This window comes from Clostridium sp. CM027 (assembly GCF_024730565.1).
GTDB lineage: Bacteria > Bacillota > Clostridia > Clostridiales > Clostridiaceae > Clostridium_AD > Clostridium_AD estertheticum_B.
The window spans coordinates 3,158,079-3,180,165 of sequence record NZ_CP077725.1 but is presented as its reverse complement, the minus strand read 5'-3'; the positions used below and the strand labels follow the sequence as shown (position 1 = coordinate 3,180,165).

Here is a 22,087-nt window from a genome sequence, read left to right as displayed (position 1 = left end):
ATTCCCACTCCGTATTCGAGTATACCATAATATTTATGAAAAGTTAATATTTTTTTTTAATATTTCCAAGTTTTTCATGCTCTTTTCCTAAGCCATTTGCAACCTAATATATACCATAAAATGAAAAAGCAGGTGTATTATCTACTCCTGCTTTTAATTATTTTAAATACTCACTAATCGCTTCCTGCCAAGTCCTAGTTATATCCCCAGTAGTCAATTCCAACATATAATTTCTAAGCACTGAATATTCAGGCCTTTTCGCTGGTCTTTTAAATTCATCAGTTGTACAAGGCAAAACTTCTGTATCAATTCCTTTAAGTCTAAATATTTCTTTAGTGAATTCATACCAGGTACATTCACCTTTACATGTGCCATGAAAAAGTCCATAATTCTTATCTTCTACGAGTTTTATTATAACTCTAGCTAAATCAACTGTACTTGTAGGAGTTCCTCTTTGGTCATTAACTACTTTTAATGTCTTATTAGTTTTGCTTAAATTTATCATAGTCTTTACAAAATTATTTCCATCTCCGTAAAGCCATGCAGTTCTAATTATATAATGCTTAGGATTGTGATTCTTAACTAATATTTCTCCCTCAAGCTTTGTCTTTCCATAGATAGTTTGTGGATTTACGGGATCAAACTCTGTTAGTGATTGATTTACATCGCCAGCAAAAACATAGTCTGTTGATACTTGAACAATTTCGGCTCCAATTTCATTTGCAGCCGCTGCTAAGTTTTTAGGTCCTATTGTATTTATCCTATATGCCATATCTATTTCAGTCTCACATTTATCAACAGCCGTAAGTGCAGCACAGTTAATAATCACATCTGGTTTATTTTTATTTACAACACTATATACTTGATCTACGTTTGCTATATCTAAATCTGATACATCCGTAAGTATTAAATCAATGCCTTTTTTCCCTTTATATTGGTTAGCGAGTTCGCGACCGAGCTGACCATTAGCTCCTGTAATTAATATCTTCATAATTCATTCTCCTTTATATCTAGTTATTTTTTCATAATTAAAACAATAATTCCATTATCTCTTGCGATCTGAGCTTAAAATAAAACTCTCAGAGTTCAATCCCTAAGAGTATCATTTTAACTGCGTTTATAACATAAAATCAAATTATCTCTTAAGAATAATGTCACAAATCCTATCGACATCATCTAAACTTAAATCAGCATAAAGTGGCAATGTAAGCACCCTATCTGCTATGTAGTTTGCAACTGGTGTCTTTTCAACATCAAATCTACCTTTGTAGCATTCAAAACTATTCGTGAGGGGATAGAAATATTTACGAGCAAAGATATTCTCTGCTTTCAGCTTCTCAATCACTTCATCACGACTTAGCTTATACTCATCAAATACTACAGGGAAGTAAGCATAGTTGCTCTTCACCCCTATTTGAGGTTTACATACCTTAATTCCATTAGTACTCCCTAATCTTTCAATATATCTTTCTACCACAGCTTTTCGATTTTGTATCTCGCCATCAACATGACGAAGGTTGCAAATACCCATTGAGGCTTGGAATTCATTCATTTTAGCATTTCCACCTACATACTCAACAGACTCTGGTCCAGTAATACCGAAATTTTTCAAGTCATTTAATATTCTAGTTAACTTATCATTCTTAAAGGTTATTGCTCCACCCTCAATAGTATTGAATACCTTTGTAGCGTGAAAACTAAACATTGAAGCATCACCAAAGTTAGCGACACTTACACCCTCTGCCGTTACACCAAAGGCGTGAGCAGCATCGTAAATAACTTTTAGGTTATGCTTATTTGCTATCCTTTCAATCTCCTTGACATTACAAATATTCCCATAAACATGCACTGGGATAATAGCGGATGTCTTATCCGTTATCAAACTCTCCAACTTGTCCACGTCTATAGTGTAATCGTCAGGATTCACATCACAAAATACTGGCTTTAAACCATTCCTTACTATTGCATGAGTTGTAGATGCAAATGTGAAAGGCGTTGTTATAACTTCTCCTTTAAGATTGAATGCTGCTATTGCGCACTCCAATGCAAGATGTCCATTAGTGAAAAGAGTAATATTTGGAGTATTTAAATAATGCAGTAATTTTGCTTCTAATTGTTTATGTTTTGTACCCATATTAGTCAGCCAGTGGCTGTCCCATAGGTCTTTAATTTCTTCTGTGTACTCCTCAAATTCTGGCATTGAGGATCGAGTTACTTGAATTGAGTTCAATATACTCACCTCTTTATATTATTTATAAATCTGTTAATTTTTAACCCCTAAGTTCCTCAAATCTATTTAGTTCCATTTCCTTTTTAAAATCCTTTAGATAATCTAAATAGTAATACTGAGGTATGTATCCTAACTCTTCTCTGGCATTTGTTATGTCCATAATAAATTCTCTACTATTAGGTTTATCTGGGCAAGGAATAATTACGGACTTACTACCCTTAGGTGAAAATACTTCAATTACGCCTTCAATTTGTTCTTTTAAAGTTACAGCCCTACCAGTACCTACATTATAAAACCCACATTCTCTATCAACCGTAATCGCTTTACACAGCATTTGGCAAAAATCTCTAACATAAACTACATCTTTTGCTTTAGTCGGTTCTCCCCACATTTCAATTTGTTTACCTGCCATTGCTTGATTCATCAAATGGCGATAAGCAAGCACTCTTTTTTCACCATCAACATAGAAATATTGATTAGGTGTATATGCATAGATAGTCGGGCACCTGAATATGAAGCTCTTAATGTTATACGTCTGATGATAATGTTCTATCATATCTACGGCGGTGTTTTTTGATATAACATATAATGCATGATCGCCTTTGTAACTAAAACTTCTCGGGAAATCCGGTTTAATTAAAATTTCCTTCCCCCAGTAACCAGAAAGATCACCTTCCGACTGTGGATATAAAATCCTATCAGCTTGAGTCCTTCTGCAGTACTCTAATACGTTAAAAGCTCCAACTATATTAGTTTCCATATACTGTTCTGGCTTATAGCCTTCCATATATGCTGGTAGAGCTGCAGCAAGATTAATGACAGCATGAATACCATTCTGTGGTAACTTGTTAAACTGACTAGAGTCTGTGATATCAACACTGTAATACTCTATTCCCCTCTTTTGAAAAAATTTTGTTTGTTTACGACCAACAGCTATTATCTCAAATTCTTGGGAATTTAGGTTTTCAATACAATATTCTATTAAATATGCTCCAGTGTTACCTGTTGCGCCAAAAATAATTACTTTTTTTTTCAGCTTCCACACCGCCTTCTTATATTAATTCGTATGTTTCAAGCATATCTTTAATCTGATATCTTGAATTAAACATCATCACATCTATTATTGATAAGTTTGACACAAATTCATTATTAAACTGCTGATATTCAACCGTCCCGGTCTTCAGAAAACTAAGTTTTATCTCTCTATCTGCAAAGTCATCATAAGAATATAGATCTTGTCCTCCTACCGCATTGTAATACTCATCTGCACCAATCACCTTGCATATTTCTATAACTTTGTCCTGACCTTTTAAATCATTATTTTTATTTATTGTTGATGAAACAATAATCTCAGTATCTATAGATAAATATTCACAAATTTGTCTTATGGAAAATTCCAAATACTTTGCTAAATTACTCTCGTCTTGATTAATAATATTCTCAATAACCGAAAAGGCATCTGAATAATATGGTGCTTTTTTATAACAACTTTCAATAGTTTTAAGCAGCTTTTTGTTTTGAATTGGGTTTCCTAATACCTCAACTTCATTAATGCGCTTATTAGGGCTTGCGCCATTCATCTGAAGGTTTATCATTTTACCCTCACCATTCATCAAAATTTTGTTTCTGTTTATCCATCCACCTTTTATAAAGTTAACATCATCATATATGACGTATTTATCTACTGCGTTCATTAATTGCCAATACCCTATGTATGGTAAAAAGTATGGTTGCATTATACCTACCTTCATTTTGTTGCTCCTTTCATACTTTTGAAAACATCCTTATTATCCTGATTTAATTAATGTTTGCTCTTTTTATTTACCTTTTTTTAAAATAGAATTTAACAACTCATACACAGTGTTTAATTCTTCTATTCTTTCAATTTTACTTAAACCTACATATGCCACTACCCCTATTATGAATTGAGCTATAATTTTAACTAAATTATTATTAGGAAGCACTGCGCCACTGAAATAAACAACTATTGCCATTATCACTGATGCAACAAATGTAGGCATTATATCCTTGATTTGTTCTATAGTTGAATAAGAAAGCAATTCAGCTGAATAATAGGAGTTTATAAAATAGGCAATATACGAACTTAGAACCGCCGCCCAAAGTAATCCATTAATACCAAATTTAAAAAATAATACTATTACTATTAATATTAAACCTATTGCTTTTTTAATGATCTCTAATCTTAAAAACAAATCAGATCTTCCTTTTACTTGAAGGATATTCAAATTAATTGCATGAAGTGGAAATAACATTCCTGCAAAACATAATATTTGAAAATAAACAATAGAATTCACCCATTTTTGTCCAAATATTAATCTTATAAGGGGACTAGCAACCGCTGCTAATCCTATCATTAAAGGAAAAGTTATAAAAACTGATGTCTTTATAATCTTCTTATAAGCATCTCTTAGTTTGTCCTCATTTTCTTTTATACTACTAAGAACAGGATAGCTCACTTTTTGTACTGAGGATGTTATCGATTGAGATGCAGTATCTCTTAATTTTTGAGCATTCGTATAATAACCAAGCTCTACTGCTGAAAATGATTTCCCTATTATTAAAAAATATAAATTATTATATAATGTATCAATCAATCCAGATGCCAATAATTTCCACCCAAACCCAAATAGCCTTTTAAAAGATTCTACGCTAAAAACTAATGATGGTATCCAGCTATTATAAATACACAATAAAAAAGATTGAATAAGTTGCATAGATAAAGTTTTAATTACAAGACTCCATACTCCAAACCCCATATAAGCGAAAATAATCGCAATAATACCTGATAAAACAGATGATATTAAGCTTATTTTGGTTTGGGTTTTAAAATTTATACTCTTTGTTAACATAGTTCTTTGAATTAATCCAAAGGAATTAATAATAAGGACTATTGCAAGCACTCTTAATATAGCTATAAGTTGGGGTTCTTTAAAAAATCTGCTAATGCCACCTGCGGAGAGAAATAGTACTATATACAGTACGACTGCCATAGCAAGATTAAAATAAAAAACTGTTGAATAATCCTCCTGGCTTGGCTCTTTCTCCCTAATTAAAGCATTAGTAAACCCACTATCTATAAATGATTGAGATACTGCAATAAAAACTGTTATCATTCCTATGATCCCAAAATCTTCTGGCACTAAAAGTCTTGCAAGTATTACTAAAATCACAAATTGTATTCCCTGATTTGCAATTAAATCTGAAAAGCTCCAGAATAGACCTGATATTGTTTTTTTCTTTAATGTACTTTGTTCTTGCATTTGTTTTCTCCTAAACTATTTTTGAAATTGAATAGTTACTAATATGTATCGTGAAATAACATCTACCTTAGACTACTACCAGTTTCCATTTGCTATTATTTCTTTTTATATAAACCGGATGATTTTAAAATTTTCTTTAGTAGTTTATAAAAGAATATTATTATAATCCATACAAACATTTTAACTTTACATATACTACTATTTTTCGAAACGTATTTTTTCATAAAGTCTTTGAGTTTAGGTATATTAAACGTACAAATATAATTCAAAATTATTTCACATTCTATTTTTTTTAATTCTGTGTTAAAAAGTTTACTATAATTTGTATCCATATTTGATAAGTTAGCTAATGAATTCACCATATCAATTCTAAATAAATTCGGATTGTTTTTAGTTTGAGCTGAAAATGATGAACCCGAATCTCTTATCCATCTGTAAGTCCCCATATTTTCACTAAAATATTTAATTTTACCTTTCGTCAATAGCAAAAGCTTAAATGGATAATCGCCAACAATTTCTACATCCTTGAGAAGTTTATTACGTACCACGGAATAATCCTCTCCCCATATATTTTTAAAAACCAAACTAAGAGTAGGAAGATTATTATATTTAAATTGGTCTAAAGGTGTTTTCAAATCACCTTTATAGCTACCAAACGGTGTATCGCTTAATAATTTACGATTTTCATCTATTATAGATACATCATGGGCTGTTGCGATATAATCACTGTTATTTTCTAAAAAATCTATAGACTTTTGTAATTTCGTTTTATCTGTCCAAAAATCATCGCCTTCTAAATATGCGATATATTCACTATTACAATTTTTAGATACTTCTAAACAGTTTAATGATGCTCCAACATTCTTTTCATGTAGGATTAATTTAATTTTATCTGGAAATCTCTGCTTATAGTCTTTTAAAATTTCCCTGGTATTATCAGTAGAACAATCTTCCCCAATAATTATTTTATAATCAAAGTTCACTTCCTGCATTAGTATACTGTCAATTGCTTCTTCAATGTACTTTTCATGATTATATGCCAACATATGTATAACCAATTTAATCACTTATTAACACCTCCTTGTATAATCTAATTATAAGTTTTGATAATAAATTTGTAGTAATAGCAGTAAGTCTATCTGTCTCTCTATTAGCTCCTGCAATTAGTATCTTCATAATCCATTCTCCTTTATATATCTTCTGTATAAGGTATAAAACTATCAGAGCTTAATCCCTAAGCGTATTATTTATATCAATTATTTTTCATACATATTGTTGTAATAATTTTGGTACTCACCTGTTGTAATATTATCCATCCACTGTTTATTGTCTAAATTCCATTTTATTGTCTTCTTTATTCCTACTTCAAATGTAGTTTCAGGATACCAACCGAGCTCGTCCTTTATCTTAGTTGGATCTATGCCATACCTTTTGTCATGGCCTTTTCTATCTTCAACATAACTTATTAGTTTATCTGTTATTTCACTATCTACATTTTCATTTAAATAACTTATAACAGTTTTAACTATTTGCATATTAGTTCGCTCGTTATGTCCACCTACATTATAAACTTCGCCTACCCTGCCACCATTTATAACCATATCTATTGCTTTGCAATGGTCTTCAACATAAAGCCAATCTCTTATATTCATTCCATCACCGTATACTGGCAAATCTTTATGACTTAAGCAATTGTTTATTAGTAATGGTATTAGTTTTTCTGGGAATTGATATGGTCCATAATTATTTGAACATCTAGTTGTATTTACAGGCATTTTATACGTATCAAAGTAAGCTTTTACCATTAAATCTGAACCTGTTTTACTTGCTGAATATGGACTATGTGGGTCTAGTGGTGTTGTTTCAAGGAAAAATCCTGTTGCGCCGAGGGATCCATATACTTCATCCGTAGATACTTGCATAAACTTCTTGCCTTCTTTAAATCCGCCTGGTATTTCCCATGCATTCTTAGTTATATTTAAAAGATTTACTGTACCTAAAACATTTGTCTTAACAAATATTTCTGGCTCTTTTATACTTCTATCTACATGTGATTCTGCCGCAAAATTTACAACATAATCAATATCATTTTCTGCAAATAATTTTTCTACTAATTCTTTGTCACATATATCTCCTTGAACAAAAATATAGTTAGTATTATTTTCTACATCTTTTAAATTTTCTAAATTCCCTGCATAAGTTAATTTATCTAAATTTATAACTTTTACATCTGAATATTTGTTTAACATGTAATGAACAAAATTTGCACCTATAAACCCAGCTCCGCCTGTTACTAAATAAGTTTTCATATTATTTATTCTCCTTACTAAACTTTATTTTTAATTCTCTAATTGGTTCTATTATTACCGTTTTACCTTGCTCCCTGTTTATTAACCACAGCTCCAAAAGTCTTAAAAATGATTTTCAAATCCACCCAAACGCTCCTATAATCTATATAATTCATATCGAGTTGTACTCTTTCATCATATGTCGTATCACTTCTACCACTTGCTTGCCAATTACCTGTAAGACCGGGCTTTACACTTAATAGCTTGTCCCCATATATTCCATAGTTCTCAATTTCTCTTTCTATTATAGGTCTAGGTCCAACGATAGACATATTGCCTTTTAAAATATTTAATAATTGAGGTAATTCATCTAAACTTGATTTCCTTAAAAATTGTCCAAATTTAGTTATTCTTGGGTCATTTTCAAGTTTAAAACTTTTCTCAAATTCTATTTCTTGTTTCGGTGTCAATTTCTTTAGTAATTCTTCAGCGTTGGGCAGCATGGTTCTAAATTTATAAACTTTTATAAATTCGCCATTCATACCCAATCTTTTGTGTCCAAAAAAAACAGGCCCCTTTGAATCTATCTTAATCCAAATAGCAACAACAACCATCACTGGACTAAGTAATAAAATCCCACATAAAGCACCTATAACATCAGTTATTCTTTTGATTATAAAATATCCTGCATTTTTTTCATACTCACTAGTAATCTTTACCTGTGTCTCCCTCATATCCGTTTCTAATTCTTCCATTTGTATCCCCCCTATTACTATATTATACAGACTCCTGCGCTCTACTTCGCCCCACATTTATAACAATATCTAAAATTTCTATTTTACTAATTTCTACAAAGTTACACAGATTTATTATATAATTTCGAAGATTTTACGTCAAATTTTGAATTTTATAATTCAGTACATCTATCGACCAAATATGACATTTTTTTTAATTTTATTGCTTATATGTATTGGAGTATACTTGCTTTTTTTAACTTGTTTTATGCTATTAAATAATTTATTAAATATACATTTTAATACAATTTAATACATTTTAATTTATTTTTATTTACAATTTAGTATATCATAATATTTACAAAATGTTTCCTTTTTTTATTATATAACAAATTTAATGGTATTTACATCATTTTTTATCCCTAAGTTGAACTATCCTCTTTATATTATATTCAACTTGTTACTTTAAGATATATGTATTTATAATTTTCAGCTTTAAAATCAAATAAAAGAGGAAAGAATAATTATAATTATTCTTTCCTCAGACCGTTGACAAACATAAAATGTAAAACACTCTAATTTAAAATTGGAGTGTTTTTTTCATATTCAAAAAGGATTTTAGGACATCAATGTCGAATATATATAGGATACAAACTTTATAATTCGGAGGGCATTATTATGATTAATGAAAAGAACTTCACACAACAAAAACTAGAAATGGTGTATTTAGAAGATTTAGTTCCTAAAGACCATATTCTGAGAAATATAGATAAATACATGGATTTCTCTTTTATAAGAGAACTGACTAAAAAATATTACTGCTTAGATAATGGAAGACCTGGCGTAGGTGCGACCTTAATTACAGCATAATATCCTCGTAGTAGAGTGAACACTGCTGTAGACCTACAATTATTATTGTAGGTAACTAATATTTTCGAGACCAGCATGAGAGCCTAATATCTTATGGATACTGAGTCTGACTAATACTCCTGCCAGCCTTGCAGTAATGTAACGTTGCGAAGCATAGGTGAAGACGGAGACACTGGCAGTAATGCTACACTTCGGGTCCAGTCATATATGGTTATAATTTCCTTGTATTTAAATTTCGTAACAGATAATCCCTATCCCTAGTTCAGATGGGAGGGTGTAAAAATTTTTTTACCTCAATGTATGTCTACGCGTGCAGAAGGGGGACGACCTTATGGTGGTTGGAGAATGCGTGTGAGACGTATCCAGGTAAGAACTGAAAAGAACGGAATATAGAGGAGACCTAAGTATGATATATAAAGCGAAAATATTGGGAAAGGTGATTGACCTAATTACACTCCGTGTAATAATAATTGGGGACTGATTGCACCGAAAGGGTAAATCAATAAAGATTATGAATGGGTTAACAGCGAGGCTGTAGTACCGTTAGTATCCTATATTAAGAAATATAGGAGAGGAAAGAGCCTTAGACGTGTGATGTATATAAAATAATTTGTAAATTTCTAATTCGCCAAATTAGATGAAAGAGACTATTCGTACAGAAATGAGGAGAGTCAGACTAACGAGTATAAATAATATTTACTTCATAGATATGAAACAGAGATTTGAAGATTTTAAAAATGGAAATATAGATTTGCGTAATTTAAGTCCTTTAGTTTATTCCGAAGAGAATGTTATGCTAGCAGTACGTCAACTTAGCAAGGGTAAAGGAAGAATGACAAAAGGACCAGATGGTTCTAATTATGATACCATAGCAAAAACGAATTTTATTGAGTTAGGTATGATAGTAAAAGACCGTTTACTTAATAAAAAGATGGATTATGTTAAACGTATTTATATTCCTAAAGGTGATGGTAAGAAACGACCTATTGGCATATGCACAATCTGGGATAAGCTTGTTGAGAAGTGTATTCAGCTAGTATTAGACCCGTACTGTGAAACTAAGTTTGTTCCTAGTTCCTTTGGATTTAGGGAGCAAGTATCAACACATAATGCAATAGCAAAAGTTAAAAACCAAACTAATGTTATGCCATATGTCTTATCTGTAGACATGAAGGATTATTTTGGAACTATAGACCCTAATATTATGTATAGGGAACTATGGCATATGGGAATACATGACCAAGTAATATTAAACTATATTTATCGTTTTATTAAGAAAGGTTACCTAGAAGCAGGGTGCAAAATCTATGACCCGAAGGGTTCTGCACAAGGTAGTATTATAGGACCATTATTATCAAATGTGTACCTTCATCGTTTTGATGTATGGTTGCGAGATCAGGGTGATGATTGGCATGATAAAAGTGTTAATAAGTTTCATAATATAGACAATAGACGTTCAAATATGAGAAGAACTAATTTGAAAATTGGTATCCATGTAAGGTACGCTGATGACATTTTAGTTTTATGTAAGAGTAAGAGTGATGCTGAAAAGTTTAAATATAGTGTAACGAAATATCTTACAAAAAATATGAAACTTATTATTAATGAAGATAAAACTAAAATTTATGATTTAAAGAAAGAAAAGATGAAATATCTGGGCTATAATTTTAAGCTTTATCAAAAACGTAGTAGAATAAGAAATGGTAAGGAGCTAATGGTAATTAACAGCTTACCAAAGGATAAGGGGAATTTAATAGTAGAAGAATGTTGTAAAAGACTTAATGATATTAAAAAAATACCTAGTTATGAGAACATCATGGCTTGGAATGTATATATTATAGGATTACATAATTACTATAAAGGTATGAATGAGTTTAATAAATGTTTTGGAAAGTTAGGATGGCGAATTTACAAAAGGTTTTATAATACAATGGAAGGTCGAATTAAGTTTATAACAGAACAAAAAATCAAGAATAATTTTAGAAAGGGTACATATAAAAGTTGGGGTAAAACAGGATACTACATGTTGTATGATATACCAATTGTTCATATAGAATGGGCTAATTGGGAATATAAATTAGTGAGTGCAATAAAAGGTAAAATATGTAGAATCAATCCGTACGATTATGGTGAAAAGAAAAACCATAAGCCTGGTGTATCTCTTAATGATATTAAGTACCTTGTAGAGAGTGCTAAATTATCTCGTCAGGCAAGTAGATTTAGTCAATTTAGAATTAGTAAATATAGTTCGTTACATGGATTGAGTCATATCTCTGGGGAAGTAGTTCCAGTAGAAGATTATCATTGCCATCATATAGTGCCTTGTAATAAGGGTGGTAAAGACGATTATAATAATCTATGCATACTAAGTAAGGAGCAACATATCATACTACATAGTAATAATAGAGCAAAATTATATGATGTGGTTGGAAAGAAGTATCATAAAAGGGTCGAAGAATTGATAAGTTTGCTATAAAAAAAAAAAAAAAAAAAAAAAAAAAAAAAAAAAAAAAAAAAAAAAAAAAAAAAAAAAAAAAAAAAAAAAAAAAAAAAAAAAAAAAAACTTGATTTCAAAAGTGGTTATAAATATATTTGAGTTTTCAGTTTGTCAGACGTTGGAACGCTGTATGCGATGAAAGTCGCCCGTACAGTGTGGGAAGGGGGAAAAGACCGAGGTAGTAATATCAGAGTCTTACCTATCTTCATATCCTATTATACTTTTTAAAATGCTGTTTATTGGGTACTTATTTGGAATAAAATCTGAACGACAACTTGTAAAGGACATTGAAGTAAATGTGGCTTATAGATGGTTTCTAGGACTAAGTCTTACTGATCCTATTCCAGATCATTCAACAATTAGCCAAAATAGACGTAGACGGTTTAAAGGTACAGATGTGTTTCAAAAAATATTTGACGAAGTAGTATTTAAGGCTATAAATCTTAAGATGGTAACCGGTAAAATACTTTACACAGATTCTACACACCTAAAAGCAAATGCTAATAAGCGAAAGCTTGTGAAAATTGAAGTTGAAAAAACGCCGAAAGAATATGTAGCTGAACTTAATAAAGCAGTGGAAGAAGATAGAATAAACCATGGTAAAAAACCTTTAAAGGAAAAAGAACCTGTTACCAAAATAAAAGAAACTAAAGTTAGCACAACCGACCCCGACAGTGGATATATGATGAGAGATGGCAAGCCGGAAGGCTTCTCATATTTAGATCACAGAACTGTCGATAGCAGACATAATATAATTACTGATGTGTATGTTACTCCTGGAAACATAAATGATGTTGATCCTTATATCGATAGATTAGATGTGCAAATAAAAAAGTTTAATTTTAATACAAAATATGTTGGTGCAGATGCTGGTTATGCTACAAATCTTATATGTAAAGAACTATATGAGAGGGAATTAAAATCTGTAATGGGATACCGTAGGTCTCCACATACAAAAGGAATGTACACAAAAAATAAATTCCAATATGTTAAAGAACAGGACATTTACGTATGCCCTGACTTAAGGGCTTTACATTATAAAACGACAACAAGAGAAGGATATAAAGAATATGTTGGTAATGCAAAATATTGCGAGATATGTCCAAATAGAGCTCAATGCTTTTCTGCAAAAAGCAAGTTTAAAACTATTAGAAGACATGTTTGGGAAACGTATAAAGAAGATGTTGTAAAGTTCACCAGAACAGATAAAGGCAGAAATATATATAGAAGAAGAAAAGAAACTATAGAGCGAAGCTTCGCAGATTCAAAACAACTGCATGGGCTTCGCTATTGCCATATGCGTGGATTAGAAAATGTGCAAGAGCAGTGTCTGCTTACAGCAGCAGTGCAGAATATGAAAAAGATAGCTAGCCTGCTATCTTTACTGTTTTTTGATTTTCTAACTAAGAAGATAGTTGTTATTTTAAATTTATCCATAACTCAAAATGCTATCGCATAATTGCATGTAAAAAACCCAGTATAATAAAAAAATTATACTGGGTTTGTAAACAACCTGAGGAAAGAATAATTATAATTATTCTTTCCTCTTTTATTTGTCCATTTATTTCATTGACTAATTATGCATAAAGTAGGCAAACTTATCTGTTGAATAAGTTGCACGCATATCTCGTACATGAGCCTCGCTACCTTGGTTGTCTGCAACATATGCCAAAGTATAATTACTATTAGCCCATCCCATAAATACAAATGTATGCGTTGGATATCCTCCGCCATCATTAGTTGTAAAACAAATACTTCCTGGTGTAAGCTTTTTAATATTCCAATTAGACTCCCATCCACGTGCATTTAGGTAACTTAAATACTGTCTTGTGTTACATGTTTCTAGTGGAATAGGTACTCCCATTCTTCTCATTACTTCGCTTGAGAAATAAACGCAATTATTTGAAGTACTTCCACCATGTAATGCCACAGCCCTGTTTAGTACATTAGTAACATTAGTTGAAGAGTTTAAATAGTTTGCAATCCTAGCTTCAAGCGCTGTTTGATTTGAACCTTCCGCTGCCGCAATTCTATCCACTTCTATTTTAGCAAGTCTTGCCGCTTCTTCTTTAGCCAACCTGTCTGCTTTTATTTTAGTAAGTCTTGCTGCTTCTATTTTAGCTATTCTATCCGCCTCTATTTTAGCAATCTTATCCGCTTCTTCTTTAGCCAACCTGTCTGCTTTTATTTTAGTAAGTCTTGCTGCTTCTATTTTAGCTATTCTATCCGCCTCTATTTTAGCAATCTTATCCGCTTTTTCTTTAGTTGTACTATCTCCTTTAGTTGTACTATCCCCTTTAGTTATATTACCTTCTGCTTCTTTAGGTATTCTAGCTGTCTTTACTTTTACTATCCTATCGGTTTCTACTTTGGCTATGCTATCAGCTTTCACTTTAGCTATTCTATCTGCTTCTACTTTAGCAAGCCTGTCCAACTCTGTTTTAGCTAAATTAGCAGCCTTTACTTCTTCTGCTTTGTCAAATGATGCTTTCGCTATTTCATAATTTTCTGCTATTCTAGCCTGTTTAGGCGCATCTGCTCTCTCAGCGGCTATCCTATCAATTTCTTCTTGTTTAGCTTTATTTGCAGATACTTGTGCCAATTTGCTAGCTTTTTCTTTATCTGCTTCTCCTTTTTCCGCTTTATCTACTGCTATTTTTTCCAGTCTAGCAACCTCTTCTTGCTTTGCTAGCACCTTCGCTTGCGCCTCTGCTTCCTTGGCTAATTCGTCCTTTTTAGCCTTTTCAATTACTAGTTCATCGATTTTCTCTTTAGATATCAACTGTTTCTTACTAATTGTTGCCTTTGTACTCGTTGGATTAGCAACTGATGCTGTAAGCGTTACTTCTCTTACTTTCTTTTGGCTTGAAAGGGAAACCTCGCTTTTAACTGGCTCTTTCGCTTTACTTGCAATTGCCCACGCACTAGTGCTTACCCCTACAACCGCTGTTAATGCCATTATTACTACTATTCTCGTTCTCATTTTCCTTTTCTTTCTCATTTCAGTTCTAGTTCTCCGCTTCACTAATCATGTCCCCCTAAATTTGTTATATAAAATTACCCCTTATTAATATATCAATTTAATCTACTTCCCTATTACTTGTCGTAATCCTTTAATTTTCGCATTGCAAATATCGACAAACACTCCAGTATTATCACTTCTATTACCTAATCTGGTTTTCATTTATTCCTCATCTTGTTGGACAATCTTCCTATCTTAGCATCTTTCTTGCCAGTTAAATCATCTCATCTAGAGCTACATAAGCGCTTTGAGTTTTTGTAATGCTTTTTTCTTAATTCTTGCAAATTGATGGTAGCTTTTATCACTATCACAGGCTATTTCTCCTATTGAATCTCCTAAAATATAATATCTCTCTAGCATTTTTCGCTCTAATGGCTCAAGCGTTTCGAGAGCTACATATAATTTTTTCACTTCATCATAGGCAATTACTTCATCCTCTAATGTAAATTCATAATGTCCTGCAGTATCAAAATCTAGCATTTCATTGTTTGGAATTTCTCTAAAATGCTTTATCTGTCCTTTTAGAAGGGCTTTGAAGTTCATTCTTATAGAATTTATGCAGTAGCCGTTAAAGCTGTTGCTGCCTAGCTTATACATGTCTATGGCTTTTATAACAGAAAGGTAACCATGCTGAACTAAATCTTCTAGTTCATAACCTGGAATGTGATACCTTGAAGATTCCTTGAATATGAGATATTTGAATTTTTCTATTATCGCTTCTGTAGCTCCACTCTCTTTATTTTTAGCCTTTTCAACTAGTTTTTCCATAATAAAAACACCGCCTTTTAAATTTTTTATATAGAGAATATTAAAAGATAATTAATCAATATGCTTGTCCTAATAGCTGTTTTTCTAGAAGATCGAAATCATATGTTCTTTGATCATAGTCGCAGAAGCCACCATTTTTCACATTATGGCTTGGGCGTCCACTCTTTTTACTAGCCCACTGTTTTTGATAGAATTTTACCTGCTCAGCAGTTTTTATGCCTTTACTTATCCAGCTATTGAGTACTTTAGTGATGTACTTTATAGTTTTAGCATTATATTCTACAGCCTCATCAATAGCCATAATGATAACTTTGCTACTTACCTGCTTTGCAAAATCTAATATTTTTTCATACACCAAAGGCGTGATAGCATGTACATTTTCTTCAAACACTTTAAGTACACTTTTTAAGCCCTCACCATCAGCAGCAGAATTGTTTCTATATTTTATGACTATTGCTTCTTTCTTAGTTAATGCTTCTTCTTTAGTTAATACTTCTTCTTCTATATTTATTAATTCTTGTTCTTTATTTATTAATTCTTCTTTATTACTTCTTATTCTATTACTTGGTAGCCCCTTATAAGGGCCTTGTAAGCCCCTACTAATATCCTTATTAATTATGAATTCACGTGGCTCCTGAATTTCTTCCTTTTTCAGAAAATCATTATTATCTTGGTCTTCTATATTTTCCATGGGAATTACATCAGAGCCTCTTTCTAAAGTAAGATTTATGGGATGATTGTCCACTTTTTCTAAGTAGCAATTTACAGAAGTTCTATCATCAGTAAAATTAATATCAAAAGATTCCTCTATAATGAGGTTCTCGAAAATTTTCGCTACATCTAATTGAGCTACATCACATTTTTTAAATAAAATTTTAAGAAATTCTTTATTTTTAACCCTGGATAACTCGTGATGAACACATTTAATAGCGTTTATATTGTTAGGTACGTTGTATTTCATCCAATTTAACAGCATAATCTCTTTCGTATCATCACAGTATAAGATTTTGTTATACTCACAGAATCTTTTAATTAGCTTATCTACAGTATCTCTGTTGTACCCAGTTTCTGTAGCTATAAATTTTTTTGATATTTCATAAATACCACACTGCGTTGTTTTGGTATTTGAAATAAGATATAAATAAAAGTATTTTTCCTCTGGTGTAAGTTCAAACACAAAGCTATCACTCCAAAATTCTGTATAAATCTGTCTGTATTTAGCCATTAGTTAATCCTCCTTAATATATCTAGTGTCCCTGCAAATCTACACTATTAGCACCTTTTAATTAAGCCCTATATATAATAGCCACGAGAATTGCAAATCCGAACCCCCTATTATTAAATATTTTTAAGTTTTTTATAAATCTTTTTAAGACGGTTTCTTATAGCTGCTTCATTCACTCCTTCAGCACGAGCGATTTGAGTAATTGATATATCTTGAAAAAACATCTTTTGTACTAATACTTTCTGCTGTGGCAACAGTTTTTCCAAAGCATTATGTAATGCTTTACTTGTTTCTTTTTTTTCAACTATGATATCAACAGCTACACTCTTATCTTCAAATTGAAACCCTCGTTCCTTCTTCTTCTCTAATGAATTGTGTCTACGTGTTTCTCTTCGTTCATTGTTATAAGTTTCTCTTCCAATTTCTATTGCAATCTCAGCAATATCCTTTGATACCTCAATCTCCGCTATTTCTCCTGTTACAAATTCATACTTAATGACCATTATTACATCTCTCCTTTAATCTTTTTAAAATTCAGATAGAATCTCTTAAAAGAACAAAAAAAATAGCCGGATAACTGCTTTTATTAGCAATCATCCGGCACTTTGAATAAAAAAAATAAGAGCCGTACAAAAGCTTTGTTAAAAGCAATTGTTCGGCTCTTAGGTAGTTCTTTTAGACTCCTTTTAGCTCGAAACACATGAATCTAGTTTTTTTAGGTTATTGTAATTTGGCTTGTCTAATCTCATCTGTGCAACTTGTTTACACTGAATGCACTTTATATCTATTACTCCTGTTGCATCTCCCTCTATATCAAATAATCTTCTCCTACAAATCGGACATCTAACTTGCTCGGTCATAATATATCCCCCTCGTGATTATTTATAGTTTTAATACTCATTTTTTACATAAATTAATTTCATTACTTCTTAAACACATGCATTTTAATCTCCCCCCATATTGTTAACCTAATATTAATGTTATACTACGAATGTATATTCGTCAAGCATTTTTTGTAACCATTTACTTAATTTTGTATTTATTCCAGTAGAAAGAGATTGAACTTGAATTATCTCTACAAGGTCGCAAATTTGATTGACATAAGAATATGTGAATTGTATAATAATTATTATAAAATAATTGTTGGAAAATGTATTTTTATATGAGAAATAAGTCGATATATAAATATATATCGAGTTTTATTCAATTTCAAATAAAAATTTATTTATACTTTTGCATAATATAAATGATAGGGGCGAATTAACGTGAGTGAACAAACTGTATATCAGTATGCAAAATTTGATTTATTAAAAAAATTTCTTTTTACTTCTAAAGTTAATAAACAACTTAAATATTGCAAAAACATTGAATCCTATTTACTTAGCAATGATTATTTGAAAAAACTGGACAGTAGATTAAACTTAATAATCTCTGATGGATTTAGCAGTGAGGTAAAAAATAGTTACTTCTTATATAAGGGCTATACCCAGGATGGGAGTTTAACTCCTTTACAAAAATATACTGTTATTGATGGAGAAGTAAAAAAACACATTGATGTGATTACTCATGGCATTATTATTATAGATTTATATGAAGAAAGCATATACCTACATAGCTATCTTAAAAACAGCAACTATATAACAGGCTATTTAATTAAAGAAGAAACAACCTCTGAAACAAACAAAACTTTAATATTTAGCAATGAAAAAATTAAAATAAATATCAAGAATATTAATACATCTGATACCATTCTTGTAGTTGATGATTTTATAAATAAATTTATCATATAGAAAAGCTCTCCTATCTGGAGAGCTTTTTTTATATTCTGAATACATAACCCAAAACTCCACACAAAATATAGTAGCTGCATATATATTCAGTGAAGACAAAATGAACTGTGCTGTTATTTATGTTGAACCTCTGTATATAAGAATGACTTTTGTAGAATACTAAGGATAAATTATGAGAAATTATGGAGATGTTATTATTGGCTTCTAAAAAAAATTCATTACTAATTGTGATGTTGTCGTTGATAACATTATTATTTTATAGTTTTCTACCTCTAACTAATATCCAAAATGTTATTGCTACAAATACAACACTAGATAATGAAACATCAAATGAGAAACGAGGAACACCACATTATGATTATATTATAGGAAAGGATCACTGGCCTCATTACCGTGTATTCTTTTGGGTTCCTAAAAGTGCTACCCATTTTACACCTTATGCTGATAGCGGAGTTAATACAAATGTTTCAGAACATGGTGATGCTTCAAATTGGTCCGTAGTTGTTACACCCGAAGTAAAAGATGATAGAAAATTAGTGTTCATCTATGTACCTAAAACTTTTGTTTTTCTATATGGAAATGACTTTGAGAATGTTATACATTTAAACTATTATTAGTTTTTAGATATTTACTATCCATAGGAGATCACCTAAAGTTATCTCCTATGGATTTAACGGCATTTCAGCTTCGCCTAGCTTTCGCATACTCACCTTTTTTTAGGTTAACATCCCAAATAACTGAATATCCTAACTAAATCATCATACGAAGTATCTCCATTCTCATAATTTTCTTTTAGCACTTCTAAGCCATTTGGTAATAAATATGTGTCCTTTGATGGAACATTTAATTCATTTGTATAACCTAAATTTTTTGTTATATTTCCTAATTGACCATCAAGAACCATACCTTAATTTAGTACTACATATATTTTTTTCTGGTATTAGTAATTCTGCAGCAAAAGCATTAGCCATGATTTCTTTAACATCTTTAATATTATCATCAATCATTTTTTCGATAACAGAATTCGCCTTACTTTCTTCAAATTTATTGAGTGTCCATACCATTTGCTTTAAAAGCCATTATTAATATTCCTACTACCATTTGATATACTGTAGCCATGCCCCCTATAAGATATTTGTATTTTTTTGCAATATCAATTAGTCTCTTCCCTTGTTTTAATATATCCATTTTTTTATGTAGCCTTTACCTAAACATTATAATTAATATTCTATAAATATCGTTAAATCTTCACTTCACGTTGAAAAAGCCACAAAATATATATCTATATATATTTTGTGGTTCACATCCATGGCTGTCGCCAAGCTTTTTCGATTCTACTCTTTTTACACTCTCTCAACCTTTCGCCCAAGTTCTTCACCTTAAATACGCATCAAATGTTACATTTCCACCTAGCTTCTGCATTCCCATAAACTAGGCGGATGACACGGCCCCTCTCCAATAAATGGACGAACGGAGGAATCCGTTTGTTGGTTGCTACCATTATTACAGAATGGGGAGCCTCTAATGGTGTTGTGGCAGCGGAGTATATTGGTCGAAATTACGTTGATACACAAAGTTTTAGCGCATGGAATGCTTGTGGTTACGGTAAGATCCATTGAAAAAACAACAGCCTAATTGACTTTTACCTGTTTAATCTTGGCAGGAATACCAACTGCAGTAGCGTTAGCTGGCACATCTATTAATACTACGGCGTTTGAACCAACTTGTGCATTATCATCAATACATAAACGACCTAATACTTTAGCACCTGCACCAATGAAAACATTATTTCCGATTTTAGGTGCTCCGTTATTACCAGTTTTATTTGAGCCGATAGTAACTTGATGGTAAATAGTTACATCGTTACCAATTACTGCATTAGGGTGGATGATAACACCTTTACCATTATGAGGTAGATATAATTTACTACCTATTTGAGCTTGTGCTGGAAAATCGGAACCTCCAATAATTTGAACAATTAAAATATCAAGAGATCTATAAAGTATCCAAAGAATTTGACGGATAATAGGTGTTTTGATTTTATAATAAATTCTATTACCAAGCCTATATATTAATAATATTAATTTACTAATTATACCGTTTTTATTCATAAATAACCTCCAATAATTTTAATCAATAACATTATATCATAAAAACTTTCGATAACAATCACAATGCTCTCCAGGTTTAAGTTTGCAATCACAATTCTTTTTACCATAAGGCGAAGCCTGTGTAAGCATACAGGTTCTATCACCGGCAATATTTAGTTTTGAAGAGTCGCCCAGAATGCCCATTGCTAGAGAAGGAATAACAAATAATTCTTTAAGTATGTTGTTTATTTTAGATTCACTTCTGTCGAGAAGCTTAAAATTATCGTATTTTACGATTCTTTTTATTAAACATTCAACTGCCCCAGATACCTAAAATTTAACCGGATGATGTTCTACATACCTTTTAGTTTGATAGTGATGAGGACAAACTCCGTTGCTAGCTCACTTAATTATATGATAATTGTTTACAGTAAAATGTAATAATGGTATTATAATCACTGTAAACATTTATAAATGGAGGCCCATTATGTATTTTTAAAAAAATGTACAAATGGTAAATGCTTAATATAATGAAAACAAGTTTTATTTATATTATAGGGGGAAATAAAATATGAAATTAATCAAATACTTAATATCCATGCCAAAAACGATACTATTTAATTTTAAAGTTTTTCCATTCAAAGTAGCTCTAAAATTACCAGTATTGATAGCATATAATGTTGAAATACATAATATATATAAAAATTGTATACTTATTAATTCAAAAATTTCTAGGTTTATGATTAGGATAAATATTAATAATGGCTCTAATGGAGTAAATTCTTCATCTAAGAAAATAGGTTATTTTGATGTTCAAAAGAAAGGAAGAATAATATTTAATGGTAAAGCAGATTTTTCTAGCGGAGTATCTATACGTGTAGATAGCGGTGATTTAACTTTTGGAAACAACTTTTTTTGTAATAAAACTTGTTTCTTTTCATGCAGTAAAAATATTACAATTGGTAACGATGTATTACTAGGTTGGGGTGTTAATATTCGTGATTCAGATGGACATACTATTTTCAACTTAAATGATTCTAATATTGACGAAAACACTTCCAAGCCAGTAGTAATCGGGGATCATGTTTGGTTAGCTGCTAAAGTAGATATTTTAAAAGGTATAGAAATACCTGATGATTGTATTGTAGGTTATAATAGTTGCGTAACTAGAAAGTTTATAGATAAAAACTGTATTATATCTGGTTATCCAGCAAAAGTTATAAAAAAAGATGTTAATTGGCAAAAATAAAAATACTAATACACAATATCAATAGGTTTAAATTCAGAATTTG

At 31.1% G+C, this 22,087-nt stretch carries 22 protein-coding genes and 2 pseudogenes; 7 read left to right on the top strand and 17 right to left on the bottom strand.

The annotated features are described in order from the left end of the window. Positions 1-157: 157 nt before the first annotated feature. The 8 genes from rfbD to KTC92_RS15085 all read right to left on the bottom strand — a co-directional run bounded on the left by rfbD (position 158) and on the right by KTC92_RS15085 (position 8,554). Positions 158-991, bottom strand: coding sequence for a dTDP-4-dehydrorhamnose reductase (gene rfbD, locus KTC92_RS15120; protein ID WP_216302574.1), 834 nt, complete (start codon positions 989-991; stop codon positions 158-160). Positions 992-1,135: 144 nt separating this feature from the next. Beyond that, on the bottom strand, positions 1,136-2,233 hold the full coding sequence (locus KTC92_RS15115) for a DegT/DnrJ/EryC1/StrS aminotransferase family protein (RefSeq protein ID WP_258280781.1): 1,098 nt from the start codon (positions 2,231-2,233) through the stop codon (positions 1,136-1,138). Positions 2,234-2,270: 37 nt separating this feature from the next. Further along, on the bottom strand, positions 2,271-3,275 hold the full coding sequence (locus tag KTC92_RS15110; protein WP_258280618.1) for an NAD(P)-dependent oxidoreductase: 1,005 nt from the start codon (positions 3,273-3,275) through the stop codon (positions 2,271-2,273). Between the two features lie 7 nt (positions 3,276-3,282). Then, positions 3,283-3,981 carry a WbqC family protein gene (locus KTC92_RS15105; RefSeq protein ID WP_220286190.1) on the bottom strand — a complete coding sequence of 233 codons (699 nt, stop codon included), beginning with the start codon at positions 3,979-3,981 and terminating at the stop codon, positions 3,283-3,285. A 66-nt stretch (positions 3,982-4,047) separates the two neighbouring features. Further along, positions 4,048-5,511: a lipopolysaccharide biosynthesis protein gene (locus KTC92_RS15100; RefSeq protein ID WP_216302572.1), complete on the bottom strand. Its 1,464-nt coding sequence runs from the start codon at positions 5,509-5,511 to the stop codon at positions 4,048-4,050. Between the two features lie 95 nt (positions 5,512-5,606). After that, positions 5,607-6,578, bottom strand: a complete 972-nt coding sequence (locus KTC92_RS15095; RefSeq protein WP_220286191.1) for a glycosyltransferase — start codon at positions 6,576-6,578, stop codon at positions 5,607-5,609. A gap of 189 nt (positions 6,579-6,767) precedes the next feature. Further along, positions 6,768-7,820: a dTDP-glucose 4,6-dehydratase gene (gene rfbB, locus KTC92_RS15090; protein WP_220286192.1), complete on the bottom strand. Its 1,053-nt coding sequence runs from the start codon at positions 7,818-7,820 to the stop codon at positions 6,768-6,770. Between the two features lie 62 nt (positions 7,821-7,882). Continuing rightward, positions 7,883-8,554, bottom strand: coding sequence for a sugar transferase (locus tag KTC92_RS15085; protein ID WP_216302569.1), 672 nt, complete (start codon positions 8,552-8,554; stop codon positions 7,883-7,885). 657 nt (positions 8,555-9,211) lie between these two features. Between KTC92_RS15085 and KTC92_RS15080 the strand changes: the two are divergent. The 3 genes and pseudogenes from KTC92_RS15080 to KTC92_RS15070 all read left to right on the top strand — a co-directional run. Next, positions 9,212-9,394, top strand: a pseudogene (locus tag KTC92_RS15080) (IS5/IS1182 family transposase); the annotation flags it as partial. A gap of 718 nt (positions 9,395-10,112) precedes the next feature. Further along, entirely contained in the window at positions 10,113-11,879 is a 1,767-nt protein-coding gene (locus KTC92_RS15075; RefSeq protein WP_220287873.1) for a reverse transcriptase domain-containing protein, read from the top strand. A 232-nt stretch (positions 11,880-12,111) separates the two neighbouring features. After that, positions 12,112-13,359, top strand: a pseudogene (locus KTC92_RS15070) (IS1182 family transposase); the annotation flags it as partial. Positions 13,360-13,473: 114 nt separating this feature from the next. Here the strand turns inward: KTC92_RS15070 and KTC92_RS15065 are convergent. The 5 genes from KTC92_RS15065 to KTC92_RS15045 form a co-directional block, all read right to left on the bottom strand. Beyond that, positions 13,474-14,925, bottom strand: coding sequence for a hypothetical protein (locus KTC92_RS15065; RefSeq protein WP_258280617.1), 1,452 nt, complete (start codon positions 14,923-14,925; stop codon positions 13,474-13,476). 231 nt (positions 14,926-15,156) lie between these two features. Continuing rightward, positions 15,157-15,690, bottom strand: coding sequence for a sigma-70 family RNA polymerase sigma factor (locus KTC92_RS15060; protein WP_220286393.1), 534 nt, complete (start codon positions 15,688-15,690; stop codon positions 15,157-15,159). A 55-nt stretch (positions 15,691-15,745) separates the two neighbouring features. Then, complete coding sequence (locus KTC92_RS15055) at positions 15,746-16,915, bottom strand: DnaD domain-containing protein (protein ID WP_258280616.1); 1,170 nt, start codon at positions 16,913-16,915, stop codon at positions 15,746-15,748. Between the two features lie 113 nt (positions 16,916-17,028). Continuing rightward, on the bottom strand, positions 17,029-17,418 hold the full coding sequence (locus tag KTC92_RS15050) for an RNA polymerase sigma factor (RefSeq protein WP_216302565.1): 390 nt from the start codon (positions 17,416-17,418) through the stop codon (positions 17,029-17,031). A gap of 183 nt (positions 17,419-17,601) precedes the next feature. After that, positions 17,602-17,775, bottom strand: coding sequence for a hypothetical protein (locus tag KTC92_RS15045; RefSeq protein WP_220286391.1), 174 nt, complete (start codon positions 17,773-17,775; stop codon positions 17,602-17,604). A 405-nt stretch (positions 17,776-18,180) separates the two neighbouring features. Here KTC92_RS15045 and KTC92_RS15040 point away from each other — a divergent pair, with 405 nt between their 5' ends. Both KTC92_RS15040 and KTC92_RS15035 read left to right on the top strand, forming a co-directional pair. Beyond that, positions 18,181-18,705, top strand: a complete 525-nt coding sequence (locus tag KTC92_RS15040) for a hypothetical protein (protein WP_220286390.1) — start codon at positions 18,181-18,183, stop codon at positions 18,703-18,705. Between the two features lie 197 nt (positions 18,706-18,902). Beyond that, a complete protein-coding gene (locus tag KTC92_RS15035) occupies positions 18,903-19,322 on the top strand; it encodes a hypothetical protein (protein WP_220286389.1) in 420 nt (139 codons plus the stop codon). 104 nt (positions 19,323-19,426) lie between these two features. Here KTC92_RS15035 and KTC92_RS15030 read toward each other — a convergent pair whose 3' ends face one another. From KTC92_RS15030 to KTC92_RS15020, 3 genes are read right to left on the bottom strand one after another with little or no spacing between them, the layout of a single operon-like run. Further along, positions 19,427-19,609 (bottom strand): hypothetical protein, encoded by a 183-nt coding sequence (locus KTC92_RS15030; protein WP_220286388.1) that lies wholly within the window; start codon positions 19,607-19,609, stop codon positions 19,427-19,429. Beyond that, a complete protein-coding gene (locus KTC92_RS15025) occupies positions 19,599-19,769 on the bottom strand; it encodes a hypothetical protein (protein ID WP_220286387.1) in 171 nt (56 codons plus the stop codon). Before KTC92_RS15025 ends, KTC92_RS15030 begins: the two co-directional genes overlap by 11 nt. Continuing rightward, a complete protein-coding gene (locus tag KTC92_RS15020) occupies positions 19,750-19,893 on the bottom strand; it encodes a hypothetical protein (protein ID WP_220286386.1) in 144 nt (47 codons plus the stop codon). The genes KTC92_RS15025 and KTC92_RS15020 overlap by 20 nt, the downstream gene beginning before the upstream one ends. A gap of 296 nt (positions 19,894-20,189) precedes the next feature. Here KTC92_RS15020 and KTC92_RS15015 point away from each other — a divergent pair, with 296 nt between their 5' ends. Continuing rightward, positions 20,190-20,324: a hypothetical protein gene (locus KTC92_RS15015; RefSeq protein WP_258280615.1), complete on the top strand. Its 135-nt coding sequence runs from the start codon at positions 20,190-20,192 to the stop codon at positions 20,322-20,324. A gap of 12 nt (positions 20,325-20,336) precedes the next feature. Here the strand turns inward: KTC92_RS15015 and KTC92_RS15010 are convergent, their stop codons facing one another. Beyond that, on the bottom strand, positions 20,337-20,816 hold the full coding sequence (locus KTC92_RS15010; protein ID WP_220286385.1) for a serine O-acetyltransferase: 480 nt from the start codon (positions 20,814-20,816) through the stop codon (positions 20,337-20,339). A gap of 550 nt (positions 20,817-21,366) precedes the next feature. Here KTC92_RS15010 and KTC92_RS15005 point away from each other — a divergent pair. Next, positions 21,367-22,044: an acyltransferase gene (locus KTC92_RS15005; protein ID WP_258280614.1), complete on the top strand. Its 678-nt coding sequence runs from the start codon at positions 21,367-21,369 to the stop codon at positions 22,042-22,044. Positions 22,045-22,087 lie beyond the last annotated feature (43 nt).